Consider the following 14,228-nt stretch of genomic DNA (forward strand, 5'->3'; position numbering starts at 1 on the left):
ACTAGAGACTTCGCCATGTTATCTTCTTAAATAGCTAAGCGGGTTTACCAGGCTGCCGTTTTTAAAAACTTCAAAATGGAGATGGACACCTGTTGCATCACCTGTAGCCCCCATAATTCCGATAGCAGTGCCTTTTGAAACCGTTTGGCCAACCTTTACGTTGATCGATGACATGTGACCGTATAAGGTACGGAAGCCATTTTTATGGTCAATTATTACTTTATTTCCATAACCGCCATTATCGTATCCGGCAGATACAACAACGCCGTTGTCGGCAGCTTTAATGGTTTTGTTGCTAGGTCTGGCAATGTCAATTCCTTTGTGCATCTTGCCCCAGCGATAACCCATTTGGCTGGAAACATAGCCGCCCACTGTCGGCCAGGCAAAGCTGCCCTCACCACGGGAAGGAATCGCTTTGGTTCCCTTAATTACAATATGATTAACAGGCTGCTGAAGAATTTGTTCGCTTGTTTGCGTTTTTTTAACAGATGTACCATTTTGTTCTGAAATGAAATAAGTGACTGTCCGGTAGCCATCTTGCCCCTGTTGCTTTTCCTTCGTCTCACCCTTCGGCATAGAGGAGTCCTCGACTACCTGATTTGTATAGGGCATCACTTCTCTTTGATTGACTTCCTTTTCTACGACTACTTCTACATATGGCATTAATACAGTAACGTTAATCTCCTGGCCGACTTTTAATAGGGAACCCGCTGTTAAACTTGGATTCAACGCTAAAAGCTCAGGAACCTTTAAGCCGTAATTATGTGCAATTGATTCAAGAGTATCGCCATCTTGAACAGCATATTTCTTTTCCTGTAATGTTCCTTTTTGTAACAAAGTAACGGCATCACTAGCTGACAATATTTGATCTGGCTCAATATTTTCAGCTTGAATCGTGACGTTCTTAGATAAGCGAACATCCATTAAACGTGTTTCGTTCTCTTTCAATGGCGGGAGATCTGTAGCCGCCTGTGCTTTTCTATCCTCAAGGTCCTTTAATTGATCTTCAGTCACATATTTCAGTTTCAGGTCTTTAATAACTTCTTCGGCAGTATTTTTATCGGCAACATAAACCGCTGGCTTTCCGTCGATGACAATCGCTGCTGCTTCTGCTTGAAGCTGGAATGTGTTTTTGAAATTTTGGATAGTCTCAAGGTTATTGGCAGATGAATTGAAAACCTGTTCTGGTATGTATTCAACCTGGGAACCTAGATTTAGATCCGTATTGGAATTCTTAAATTCGTCGACCTTTTCATTGATTACTCTGTCTACTACAGCTTTATCAGTAACGTTTCCAACGTATGTACCATTGAGATATACATGATAAACAGTTGATAGCTCGGGTGATGCTGCTAATGCAATTGGCCTATTGCCTAAAGCCACGACAGAGGCTGCTAAAGTCGTAATAATGGTTGTCTTTATGATTAACTTTTTTGTTTTGGAAATTGTATTTAGCAAAAACATTTTCTTCCTCCTAAACCACGGTAAAACCCTATTAATCTAGTAATGAATTTTCCAGAATTTTAAACCTTCTTAACTTTAACATAATTTTTTGTAAATAGATTAATAGTCTCAATAATGTAACAAAATTGTATAATAGCTGACACCTTCCGACATTCACTTGAAATGTCCTAGTCAAATTTCCACGAATTTTTTTGAGAATTTTTAATTTTATAGGTATAAAATCCTGCTAAATAAAAGGTTTGAGTAGTACTGGAGTAGTGTGATGTTTATTTCAAAACGGGATGAACTTAGTAACGGGGATATATAAAAACAGGAGCAAATATTGCAGTATTGTTACAGTGGAAACGTTTTATATCGGCTTGGTCGATCATTTTAGTTCAATTAACCCTGCAAAACTGTTACGGGCCGCTAGTTATGAATAATAATTCTTATCATGGGATAAAAATGCAATACACGGACATTGTTGGGGAATGCCAGAGTGACCGTCACCGTTTATATTTCTATTCTACGGACACTATGAAAAAGGTAATAGTAATTCACATAATAAGGATATCCAATTTCACTAAGTTACTGCTATTCAACCTCTTTATGATCACAATAATGTTATTTAGGATAAAAAAAGAAGCTTGCGCATTTGCAAGCTTCTTTTTGGTATGGCTCAGGACGGAATCGAACCGCCGACACAAGGATTTTCAGTCCTTTGCTCTACCGACTGAGCTACTGAGCCAACTAGTGGCGGTCTGGACGGGACTCGAACCCGCGACCTCCTGCGTGACAGGCAGGCATTCTAACCAACTGAACTACCAGACCAAAATTATATTAATGGCAGTCAGCAAGGAGACCGTCCTTGCCAGCCTTTTGCCGACCGCCAAATGCCGATGACCCCTACGGGATTCGAACCCGTGTTACCGCCGTGAAAGGGCGGTGTCTTAACCGCTTGACCAAGGGGCCATACATATTGAAAGTTATTTTGCTAATGCAAAAAACTTTGGTGAGCCATGAAGGACTCGAACCTTCGACCCTCTGATTAAAAGTCAGATGCTCTACCGACTGAGCTAATGGCTCGTACTTAATTATGTTTGCCGTTCGTGACGACGCTTTTTATAATATCAAGATATCATTAATTATGCAATACTTTTTTTAAAAAATATTTATTTCTCAAAAAATAAAAGCAAAAGCCCGCCAAACAGCGGGCTTTTAAACACAAAGTTAGATCTGTCTCCAAGGGCTGCGAACAACATTTGTTTGAGTACGGTCCGGACCGACTGAGAAGGTCGATAACGGAATACCAGTCAACTGTGTTACACGCTCCACATAGTGGCGGGCATTTACAGGCAGTTCATCTAATGATTTTACGCCCGTAATATCTTCCGTCCATCCTGGTAGCTCTTCGTAAATTGGTTCACATTGTGATAAAACCTTTAAGTTTGCTGGATACTCGGTAATGACTTCATCTTTATAACGATAAGACGTACAAATTTTTAATGTCTCAATTCCAGTTAATACATCAATGGAATTCAAAGATAGATCAGTTAAACCGCTGACACGGCGGGCATGGCGGACAACGACGCTGTCAAACCAGCCGACACGGCGAGGGCGGCCTGTAGTCGTACCATACTCACGGCCCACTTCACGGATGCGATTTCCAGTTTCATTATTTAACTCAGTCGGGAATGGACCATCCCCAACACGGGAAGTGTAGGCTTTACAAACGCCGACAACATGAGTAATTTTAGATGGACCCACTCCAGATCCAATCGTTACGCCACCAGCCACTGGATTTGAGGAGGTTACGAATGGATAAGTACCTTGATCGATATCAAGCATAACTCCCTGAGCACCTTCGAATAATACGCGCTTGCCCTCATCCAAAGCATCATTTAAAACAACGGAGGTATCGCAAACAAACTTCTCAATTTGCTGGCCATATTCAAAATACTCATCTAGAATATCTTCCTTCTTAAAGCCTTCCGTTTCGTAAATGCGTTCGAATAAGCGATTCTTTTCTTCAAGATTTTGTACTAATTTTTCTTCAAAAATTTCACGGTCTAGTAAATCAGCGATACGGATACCAACGCGGGCTGCCTTATCCATGTATGCAGGTCCGATACCCTTTTTCGTTGTACCGATTTTATTAGCACCTTTCCGTGCTTCTTCCACTTCATCTAATTTTAAATGGTAAGGAAGGATGACATGAGCACGATTGCTGATGCGCAGATTTTCAGTTGAAATTCCTTTTTCATGTAAATAGGCAAGCTCGGTTACCAAAGCTTTCGGATCGACAACCATGCCATTTCCGATGACACTAATTTTCTCTTTATTAAAAATTCCTGATGGAATCAAGTGCAATTTGTAGGTTTCTCCGTTGAACTTAATCGTGTGTCCAGCATTATTACCGCCTTGATAACGTGCAATGACCTCAGCATTTTCTGAAAGGAAATCCGTAATTTTCCCTTTTCCTTCGTCTCCCCATTGCGTACCAACAACCACTACTGATGACATGTAAGGCACCTCCAAAATTTTAACGTCCATTAATTTATTATCACACCATCATAGTTTATCAATTACGCGATCAAAAATCAAACGAAACACGAACATTTTATATCAACCTCTTAAAATATGTTCGTAAAATATTAAAATAGGATTCTAGTTTCACCAGCCCGCCTTAAAGGTACTCAAACTATCAATCTAGCAAAAAAGAGCCAGCCCAAAAAATGGCTGGCTCTTCTTATGCTCCTGGCGGGGCATCGTACCTCGTCTCGATGTTGACAAACTTATTATATTCTTTAACAAACGCCAGCTGAACAGTGCCAACTGGACCATTACGCTGTTTCGCAATAATAATTTCAATGATATTCTTCGCCTCAGATTCCTTATCATAATAGTCATCACGATATAGGAAGGCAACAATATCAGCGTCCTGCTCGATCGATCCGGATTCACGGATATCGGACATCATCGGACGCTTATCCTGACGCTGCTCGACACCACGGGAAAGCTGAGATAGGGCGATAACAGGGATCTGAAGCTCACGGGCTAACTGCTTAAGAGAGCGGGAGATTTCTGATACTTCCTGCTGACGGTTTTCACCTGAACGGCCGCTTCCTAAAATGAGCTGCAAATAGTCAATCAAAATCATGCCAATACCGTGCTCTTGCTTTAAGCGGCGGCATTTCGAACGAATATCACTGATACGCACACCTGGGGTATCATCAATAAAAATCCCCGTGTTGGACAAGCTTCCCATTGCCATCGTCAGCTTACCCCAATCTTCCTCTGTCAGGGAGCCGGTACGAAGCCTTTGCGCATCGATATTCCCTTCGGCACAAAGGAGACGCATGACTAGCTGCTCAGCGCCCATCTCAAGACTGAAGATGGCAATATTCTCGCCCGTCTTTTTGGCGACATTTTGCGCAATATTTAAGGCAAAGGCTGTTTTACCCACGGAAGGACGAGCGCCAACAATGATCAAGTCATTGCGCTGAAAGCCTGCTGTCATCCGGTCAAGGTCAACGAACCCCGTTTCAAGTCCAGTAATATCACCGACACGGTTATGCATAACTTCGATATTATCATAAGTTCGAACGAGTACATCTTTAATATTATGAAAGGCCCCGGCATTTTTCCGATTTGCTACTTCCATAATATTTTTTTCCGCTTCACTTAAAAGGGCATCCACCTCGTCCTCGCGGGTATAGCCATCTTGAGCAATATTGGTAGCCGTACGAATTAATCTTCTTAAAAGTGATTTTTCACCTACGATTCTAGCATAATACTCAATATTAGCGGCTGTAGGAACAGCCCCGGAGAGGTCGCTCAAATAGCTGACGCCGCCGATATCCTCTATCAGTTTTGCCGCGGCTAATTCCTCGGTTACAGTAATTAAGTCAACGGCTTTACCTTGATCATTTAAATTCAGCATCACATTAAAGATTTTTTGGTGGGCAGCCCGGTAGAAATCCTCTGGAATCAGAATTTCAGAGGCCACAGTTAAGGAAGACGGCTCTAAAAAAATAGCCCCTAATACAGCTTGTTCAGCTTCAATATTTTGCGGGGGCATGCGGTCTGCTAATAATTCATTACTCATATATATTCTCAAACCTCCTAATGAATAGGAAATATTTCAAATCAATCATATCATATTCGAGTTCCAATGCAGAAAAAAAGTGACCAGCTTTAACCGATCACGTCCCATTGCTTACTTTTTATATTCTATCATGATTATTTTAAAATTGAACTGGCAAATTTTTTACAGTCTACTATTTTACTTCTTTTACCGAAACCGTTAACGTCGCCGTTACTTCATGATGAAGTTTTACAGGTACTTTCGTATGACCAAGCGTACGGATGGCATCATTTAATTCCATTTTACGTTTATCAATTTTGATTCCATGCTTCTTTTGCAGCTCTTCGGCAACTTGTTTCGTGGTAATCGAACCAAACAAGCGGCCGCCTTCGCCTGCTTTAGCGGTTAATTCAACCGTAATTTGGTCGATTGTTTCTTTCAGCTTTTTGGCTTCAGCAAGCTCTTCTGCTGCTTCTTTTTCTTGCTTTTTCTTCTGGGCATCTAATGAACTGACATTTGCATTATTGGCCTCAACTGCCAGGCCTTGCTTAATTAAAAAGTTATGGGCATAACCGTCGGCTACATTTTTCACTTCGCCTTTTTTTCCTTTACCTTTAACATCCTTTAAAAAAATTACCTTCATTCCTTTTTTCCTCCTTCAAAGTAGTCATCAATCGCCTGCTTTAATTTACTTTCCGTTTCCGCAATGGTTAAGCCTGACAGTTGGGTAGCAGCATTGGTGAGATGTCCGCCGCCCTTTAAGCTTTCCATGATGACTTGGACATTGATGTTTCCTAATGACCTGGCACTGATGCCAATTAAGCCTTCGTTTCGTTTCGAAATGACGAACGACGCCATCACTCCGTCCATCGTCAATAACGTATCAGCAGCCTGTGCTATAATGACTTGATCATATAAGTCATGTTCATTTCCTTTGGCAATCGCAATTCCTTCATGATAGAAGGTAACCGATTCAATCAGCTTAGACCTTTTGATGTATGTATCAACATTTTCTTTCAAAAACTTCTGGACCAAGATGGTGTCGGCACCATGTGCACGCAGGTAGGAGGCTGCATCAAATGTCCGTGAACCTGTTCTTAGTGTAAAGCTCTTTGTATCGACAATAATACCTGCTAAAAGGGCCGTCGCTTCAATCATCTCAATTTTCCCGCGCTTTGGCTGGTATTCCAGGAATTCCGTCACTAGCTCAGAAGTCGAGGAGGCATATGGCTCCATATAAACAAGCAGCGGATTCGAAATAAAATCCTCACCGCGGCGATGATGGTCAATGATAACAACATTATCAATTTTGTTCAACAACCGTTCTTCCATAACCAGCGATGGTTTATGAGTATCAACCACAACTAGCAAGGTTTTATCAGTGGCAATTTCAAGCGCTTCTTCTGACCCGATAAAATGAGAAAATAAGTGCTCCTGGTTGCGGATTTCATTCATAAGACGTCCGACACCGTTGTCCATATCCATTGAATTTAAAACGATATAGGCATCCTTTTGATTCATTTGCGCTACTTTATAAATTCCGATACTCGCCCCGATAGAGTCCATATCTGGATTTTTATGCCCCATTACAATGACTTTGTCGCTTGCTGTAATTAAATCCTTTAAGGCATGGGAAATAACCCTGGCTCTTACCCTTGTCCGTTTCTCAATTGGATTCGTTTTCCCCCCAAAGAATTTCACCTTTCCATTCGGAAGTTTAATCGCTACCTGATCCCCGCCCCTGCCAAGGGCTAAATCCAGACTAGATTGGGCAAGCGTCCCCAGCTCCGGCAATGAGGATACACCGGTACCGACACCAATACTTAAAGTAAAGGAGACATTTTGCTTGGAGGTCATTTCTCTAACTTCATCCAAAATGGAAAATTTCCCCTTTTCCAAAATATGAAGGATTCTTTCACTGAAAACAGCGATAAATCGTTCAGAGGAAACCCGCTTCAGGAACATCCCATTGTCTTGGGCCCATTTATTTAATATAGATGTGACCAAGTTATTGATGCTCCCGCGCATTTGGTCGTCCATGCCTTGAGTCAGATCATCATAATTATCTAAAAAGATGGTGGCAATAACGGTCCGGTCATCCTGATACTTTTTCTCAATTTCCGTTTGCTCGGTTACATCAAAAAAGTATAGAAGCCTTTCTTCACGTTTATGTATAACGCGAAATTTCCTTTCATGGAGCGTAATGATTTCTGTCTCTACTTCCTGTTTTATTAGTGGAATGAGGGTGTCAGCCACATCATAAAGGGATCTTCCCACTAGTGTGTCTTGATCAAAGCAGGAAGTAAGAAATGGATTTGTCCATTCAATATAATATTCATCATTTATGAGCATAATCCCAATAGGCATTTCCATTAATGCCTCTTCGCCGACCTTTTTTACCCGGTAGGAAAGGGTTGAGATATACTCGGACATTTCCTTTCTTTGAGCCCGTTCGATGACAAACATATAGTAGAGCGGGATGAACATAAATAAAAGACCTGCCAGGCTTAATATCCAATTATATAAGGACAGGATTATAAGCAATACCACTGTAACGCCTATTAACCCATAAAATGGGTAACGGATCGATCGCTTTTCTAAAAATGCAGGCATTATTTCAGCTCCTAAACGCAAGTCTTACTCTTTTTTAGCAAAACGTTTTCTTAAATCAAATCCTATATCGGTTATTCCTAATATCATTATTATATAATGAATAATTGGTATCATGAAAGCAAGAATTACTACAAGGACACGAATTCCCTTAGGAATGGACTTTTGATGGAAAATATTAAATAAAAATCCGAGTCCCTGAACAACCATAAACGTCCCCAATATGTATATTGCATTTGTTAAAACTGAAAATAAATAAGTACCTTCTTCCGGTCTTACGAGTAGATTTGCTCCCAAAGCTATTAAAAGATACCACAGCATGCTTCTTGGTAAAGATAGATTTCTCAAGCTTCCCCATGGCTCAACCTTTACACCAAATCTCTTAGCGATAGGAAAACAAACCCACTGAATGATAAAGGAAGCAACTATGGAACCCAAAATTAGAACGCTGGGTAAAAGTGTTATGACCATATCCACCTGTTTTTTCAGCTGTTCAACTTGGCCTTCTTTTCCCACTGATTTAAGCATTTCCCCTGACTGTTTCAAGGATTGATTTAAAGCTGCCTGTAGTTCATGAGTGATGTCCATTTTCATAAAAGCGGAGGTTACTACATAAAAAATAATCATGCCCGCCATTATAGTCAGGGAACTAGCAATTAAAATCGCAGACCTGCTTTTATTTTTTTGCAGCATATATCCAATGATTACACCAGTTGTTCCATAAATCAGCACCATGGCTAATCCCATAAAAGACGCAGCGATAAATGAAATAATGATGCTGGCTACAAAAAAGGCAGCGATATTTTTAATATTATTCTTAGCTGTAAATATGATAAAAGGTGCTGGAAGTACAATATTTATAATAGAACCAACGAGCGGAATATAAATGGTTATTAATAAAAGCACCGTAAATGCAGCTAAAAGGATGGCACCTTCTGTTAGTTTACGTACATTTTTCACTACTTCACCCCTAAAATTTTCTGGAAATCCATCTCTTTATTTTAGCTAGATATTCGGTTGTATTCAACTTTATAAAAAAGGCAGCAAGGGGAGAACCCCTGCTGCCTTATGCTTTATTATTCACCTGCAACGAATGGTAATAATGCCATTTGACGTGCACGTTTGATTGCAACTGTTAGTTTACGTTGGTATTTAGCGCTTGTACCAGTTACACGACGTGGTAAAATCTTTCCACGCTCAGAGATGAATTTTTTTAGTAAATCTACATCTTTGTAATCGATGCGAGAGATGCCATTTGCTGTGAAATAGCACACTTTACGACGCTTTGCGCGACCGCCTTTACGTCCTCCTGCCATGAAAATTCCCTCCTTCATTAGTTTTTATAATATCGTTCAGTAAGGTTATTTTAGAATGGAAGATCGTCATCAGAGATGTCAATTTGACCATTTCCTGCAAATGGATCTTCATCCATGCGGGTATAACCTCTGTTTTGGTTTTGATTTTGATTCTGGTTAGGACGCTGATTCTGATTGCTGCTGCCATATGGATTACCTTGTGGTTCCATTGGAGGAGCCCCGTATAAATCGTTGCCTCTTCCCGCGCCGCCGCCAGAAGAAGATTTAGGCTCTAGAAATTGAACACTTTCTGCTTGAACCTCTGTAACGTATACACGTTTACCATCTTGTCCTTCATAGTTGCGGGTTTGAATGCGGCCATCGACACCTGCCAGGCTTCCTTTTTTCAAGAAGTTCGCCACATTTTCAGCCGGTTTACGCCAAACAACACAATTAATAAAGTCTGCTTCACGATCACCAGACTGACTAGAAAATGGTCGATTAACTGCTAAAGTAAAAGTAGCAACAGGAACCCCATTTGGTGTATAACGCAAATCAGGATCTTTTGTTAAACGGCCAACAAGCACGACACGATTCATCATCAGAATCAACTCCTTTTCTTTTGGAAATATGTTCCACGTGGAACGTTTTTACCAAGAAATATATATAAATCTTATTCTTCTTCTTTAATTACGATATGGCGAATGATATCTTCGCTGATCTTTGCAAGACGAGAAAATTCTTGTACTGCAGCAGCTGAAGATGTAGTTTTAGCGATTTGGTAGTATCCGTCACGGAAATCGTTGATTTCGTAAGCTAGACGGCGCTTACCCCAATCCTTTGTTTCAGCAGTTTCCGCACCGTTATCAAGAAGAATTGTGTTGAAACGCTCAACTAGAGCTTTCTTTGATTCATCTTCAATATTTGGGCGGATGATGTACATGATTTCGTACTTATTCATCACAGTCACCTCCTTTTGGTCTAAACGGCCCGAATGGGCAAGGAGCAATTATTCATTACTCACAAGTTGAAATTATAGCACAAGAAAAAAAGAAAAGCAACGACCTTCACATTTTCGCCAATATAAAAGCTCTGCAAGCTGCAGAGCTTTTATATTGTGCGTTGTTACCTTGTCTGTTGATTTCCGCTCCAGGTGCTTCACTTTCCGCGGGCGGTTCGGAGAGCCTCCTCGGCGCAAAGCGCCTCCGGGGTCTCCCCTGTCCCGTACTCCCGCAGGACATTGATTTTGCTTCCTTGAATTGGCCCACGCACGAAGGAAATGCGATAGCATTTTCGAGGAGTCTCGCACCTTCCGCTCCAATCAACAGAAGTGCAAAATTAATATTGTGCTTTTACTTAACCTAAACATTAAAGCGGAAGTGGATTACATCTCCATCTTTCACAATATAATCTTTACCTTCTAGACGTACTTTACCGGCTTCCTTCGCTGCATTATGGCTGCCAGCAGCTAATAGATCATCAAAGGAAACTGTCTCAGCACGGATAAAGCCGCGCTCGAAATCAGAGTGAATAATCCCTGCACATTGCGGTGCTTTCATGCCGTTTCTAAATGTCCAAGCACGAACCTCCTGAACACCCGCCGTGAAATAAGTAGCTAAACCAAGCAGGCTATAGGCAGCACGGATTAACTGGTCAAGACCTGATTCTTCAATGCCAAGCTCAGAAAGGAACATCGCTTTTTCTTCGCCCTCAAGCTCAGCAATTTCCTCTTCAATTTTGGCACAAATTACAATAACCTCAGCATTATCAGCCTTGGCAAATTCCCGAACCTTTTGAACATATTCATTTTCTGAAGCATCAGCAATATCATCTTCGCTCACATTGGCTACATAAAGGACAGGCTTGATCGTTAATAGATGCAGCCCTTTGACCAACTTCATCTGTTCTTCCGTAAAGTCTACGGTACGAGCAGGTTTTTCCGCTTCAAACGCATCACGCAGCATTGCAAGAACTTCAAATTCAGCCGCTGCTTCTTTATCCTTTTGTTTGGCCAATTTCTCTACACGGCCGATGCGCTTTTCAACGGATTCCATATCAGCTAGGATTAATTCTAAATTAATCGTTTCAATATCATCGATTGGATCCACTTTACCTGAAACGTGGGTAATGTTTTCATCTGCGAAGCAGCGAACTACTTGGCAAATGGCATCTACTTGGCGAATGTGGGAAAGGAATTTGTTCCCCAAACCTTCACCTTTACTTGCACCTTTCACAATCCCAGCAATGTCGGTAAATTCAAAAGCCGTTGGTACGGTCTTTTTCGGCTGGACAAGCTCAGTTAATTTTTGTAAACGGTAATCCGGAACCTCTACAATTCCAACATTCGGATCGATCGTACAGAAAGGGTAGTTTGCCGATTCCGCCCCTGCTTGAGTTATTGCATTAAACAATGTAGATTTACCCACGTTCGGCAAACCTACAATACCAGCTGTTAAAGCCATTCATGTTCACTCCTCTAGAAAAATAAATCTATTTTAAAAAAATTAATTCCTAAATTATAAAGACAAGCCTTTCACAATTATAGGCATATGTCTTAAAAAAGACAACTGCCGCTTTAGAGGCGGCAGTTAGTTTATTTTTTCAAGATTTACTAAACAATCGTATAAAGTACTTCCCAGTCCATTATCAGATTCCCTGCTAGATGTCAGCTGATTAACAGACCCGCCAAATTCCTGCCAAATCCCTTCATCAATATTAATCGTGTCAGGGTGGGCATTGGCTAAAATAAAAATATAACCTTTGACTTCACCGCGGTCGTTCCATACCCGTACATAATCACCATTGTTTAATGACAAATCAGCTGCAATATTATTAGCAATTTCTACCTTCAGTTGCGGCTTTGAGGCGAAAAGATGATAGTTTTGTGAATGATTAGAGCGCATTGGGTGAATCGTCAGCAGGCTATAGGGATATTTTTCTGCCAGAGCAGGATTTGTCCATTTCGATTCGTCCGGTACGGCTAATTTCAAGAGACCGTCCTCACCTTTAAGCAAAGAGGTAAATTCAAATTTGCCGCTCGGTGTCTGAAAATTCATTTCCTGCCATGGAATGTACTCAACTGGCAGTTCCAATGTTTGTGCTTCTTTTAATTTTTGAAGTGTGATCCCGTAAGGCGCCAATGGCTTTAACGTCATCTCAAGGAATTGGTCTCTGGAATAGGAAAATTCCTCCCCAAATCCAAGTCTTTCCGCTAATTGCGTCCAAATCCATAAATCAGATTTTGCTTCGCCCGGCGCTTCGACAAGCTTTGGGCCATAATTGATATAATGATGGTACATCGAGGAGTAGTAAAAATCCTCCTCTTCAAATGCGGTAGCCGTTGGCAATACATAATCAGCCATTCGTGCCGTATCGGTCATATATTGGTCAATAACAACCAGCGTTTTGACTGAAGAAAAAGCTTCTTTAACCACATGAGTGTCAGGCACCTGAGTTAACGGGTTCCCGCATGTCACGATAATCATTTGAATTTCCGGGTCTGCTGCCTTGAGCACTTCTTCCGCCTGCTTCATTATTGAAAATTGCCGATGGTATTGTCTGCGGCCGGCAAGGGTTAATTCTTCAAAGGCAAAGCTTTGCCCCACTTGAAGGTTAGCATAATTGGCACCGCCGCCGGCAATTCCGATATTTCCACTGACGGCTACGAGTGCATCAATCAAGCGAATCGTATTCCCGCCGTTTTGATATCGCTGCAAACCTAAGCCCATATAAGTGGAAGTGGGTTTATCCGCATAAATCCTAGCCAGCTGCGTAATAGTTTCTTCCGCCACCTCTGTCATTTCGCTTATTTTTTCAAGGGAAATGCTGTCCAACAGCCCTTCTAAATCTTTATAGCCGTGTGTATGCTGTTTAATAAAGGATTGATCCTCTAAACCTAAGCGGAGTATTTCTTTCATAATGCCAGCAGCCAGCAATCCATCCATTCCAGGTTTAATCGTGATATGCTGATCGGCAATTTTGGCTGTTGCATTGAACAGGGGGTCAATAACATAAAGGTTTGCGCCCCGCTTTTTCACCTCTAATAGCTTTTCGTAGAAATGCATATTTGTCCTAGCCACATTTCTTCCCCAAACAATGATGTTTTTGCTATTAAAAATATCATCCGGTCCATGGCCGTAAGCACTGCCAAAATCCCATTTCTGCGCTTCAATCCCCGCTCCCCAGCATAGGGAGCCATACAGTTCTGTTACTCCGCCATAGGCATTAAAGAAGCGCTGATCCAAATTTTTTAATATCCCGTTATTGGCATAATCGTGGCTGTGAAGAACCGCTGTTGTACCGTTTTGTTTTTTAATTTCTACTAATTTCGCAGCGATTTCACCAAGGGCCTGATCCCAAGTTATTGGTTCGAATTGACCGTTTATCTTTTTTAAGGGGTGCAATAACCGTTTTGATGAGTTTGTTCTTGTTTCCAATTGACGGCCTCGGCCGCAAATTTTCCCCTTTGTAATCGGATGGGATGGATCGCCGTCGACTTTTATTACTTTATTATTTTCTACTGTTACATTTAAACCGCAGCTATCCCAGCAATTTAACGGACAAGCCGACTGTATAATCTTTGCCACAGCTCTCCCCCCAAATCTTTTTATATCTATGGCTATTTTCGCAAAGATTGTTGTTTGTCGTATAAGTTCATCAACCCGAATATTTAGATTCTTCGTGCCATCTTTTCGTAAGAGCATTTGCGAAAATTGCCTAGAAACTTTGTAAATGACCCTTAATAAGTTCCAAAAGTAACAAAGTTTACGAAAAGAGCCTTATCTAATAAAAAT

Annotated in this window: 11 protein-coding genes and 4 tRNA genes; all 15 read right to left on the reverse strand. The window is 41.2% G+C overall.

What is annotated here, in order from left to right:
• Positions 1 to 18: 18 nt before the first annotated feature.
• The 15 genes from PH210_RS16585 to PH210_RS16655 all read right to left on the reverse strand — a co-directional run bounded on the left by PH210_RS16585 (position 19) and on the right by PH210_RS16655 (position 14,021).
• Complete coding sequence (locus tag PH210_RS16585) at positions 19 to 1,464, reverse strand: peptidoglycan DD-metalloendopeptidase family protein (RefSeq protein WP_289987058.1); 1,446 nt, start codon at positions 1,462 to 1,464, stop codon at positions 19 to 21.
• A gap of 654 nt (positions 1,465 to 2,118) precedes the next feature.
• Positions 2,119 to 2,191 (reverse strand) — tRNA-Phe (locus PH210_RS16590).
• 6 nt (positions 2,192 to 2,197) lie between these two features.
• A tRNA-Asp gene (locus PH210_RS16595) sits at positions 2,198 to 2,274 on the reverse strand.
• Between the two features lie 69 nt (positions 2,275 to 2,343).
• Positions 2,344 to 2,415: transfer RNA gene (locus PH210_RS16600), tRNA-Glu, on the reverse strand.
• Between the two features lie 38 nt (positions 2,416 to 2,453).
• A tRNA-Lys gene (locus PH210_RS16605) sits at positions 2,454 to 2,529 on the reverse strand.
• A 144-nt stretch (positions 2,530 to 2,673) separates the two neighbouring features.
• Positions 2,674 to 3,966, reverse strand: a complete 1,293-nt coding sequence (locus PH210_RS16610) for an adenylosuccinate synthase (protein WP_289987060.1) — start codon at positions 3,964 to 3,966, stop codon at positions 2,674 to 2,676.
• 226 nt (positions 3,967 to 4,192) lie between these two features.
• Positions 4,193 to 5,551, reverse strand: a complete 1,359-nt coding sequence (dnaB, locus tag PH210_RS16615) for a replicative DNA helicase (protein ID WP_289987061.1) — start codon at positions 5,549 to 5,551, stop codon at positions 4,193 to 4,195.
• A gap of 172 nt (positions 5,552 to 5,723) precedes the next feature.
• Entirely contained in the window at positions 5,724 to 6,173 is a 450-nt protein-coding gene (gene rplI, locus PH210_RS16620) for a 50S ribosomal protein L9 (protein WP_289987062.1), read from the reverse strand.
• Positions 6,170 to 8,143, reverse strand: coding sequence for a DHH family phosphoesterase (locus PH210_RS16625; RefSeq protein WP_289987065.1), 1,974 nt, complete (start codon positions 8,141 to 8,143; stop codon positions 6,170 to 6,172). The genes rplI and PH210_RS16625 overlap by 4 nt, the downstream gene beginning before the upstream one ends.
• 24 nt (positions 8,144 to 8,167) lie before the next feature.
• A complete protein-coding gene (locus PH210_RS16630; RefSeq protein ID WP_289987066.1) occupies positions 8,168 to 9,100 on the reverse strand; it encodes a YybS family protein in 933 nt (310 codons plus the stop codon).
• A 116-nt stretch (positions 9,101 to 9,216) separates the two neighbouring features.
• Positions 9,217 to 9,456, reverse strand: coding sequence for a 30S ribosomal protein S18 (rpsR, locus tag PH210_RS16635; RefSeq protein ID WP_024030263.1), 240 nt, complete (start codon positions 9,454 to 9,456; stop codon positions 9,217 to 9,219).
• Positions 9,457 to 9,506: 50 nt separating this feature from the next.
• Complete coding sequence (gene ssb, locus PH210_RS16640) at positions 9,507 to 10,037, reverse strand: single-stranded DNA-binding protein (protein WP_289987070.1); 531 nt, start codon at positions 10,035 to 10,037, stop codon at positions 9,507 to 9,509.
• 71 nt (positions 10,038 to 10,108) lie between these two features.
• A complete protein-coding gene (gene rpsF, locus PH210_RS16645) occupies positions 10,109 to 10,396 on the reverse strand; it encodes a 30S ribosomal protein S6 (protein WP_289987072.1) in 288 nt (95 codons plus the stop codon).
• A gap of 400 nt (positions 10,397 to 10,796) precedes the next feature.
• On the reverse strand, positions 10,797 to 11,897 hold the full coding sequence (ychF, locus tag PH210_RS16650) for a redox-regulated ATPase YchF (protein ID WP_289987074.1): 1,101 nt from the start codon (positions 11,895 to 11,897) through the stop codon (positions 10,797 to 10,799).
• Positions 11,898 to 12,023: 126 nt separating this feature from the next.
• Positions 12,024 to 14,021, reverse strand: coding sequence for a molybdopterin-dependent oxidoreductase (locus tag PH210_RS16655; RefSeq protein ID WP_289987077.1), 1,998 nt, complete (start codon positions 14,019 to 14,021; stop codon positions 12,024 to 12,026).
• Between the last annotated feature and the right edge of the window lie 207 nt (positions 14,022 to 14,228).

This window comes from Paenibacillus sp. BSR1-1, assembly GCF_030403775.1.
Classification (GTDB): Bacteria; Bacillota; Bacilli; order Bacillales; family Cytobacillaceae; genus Neobacillus.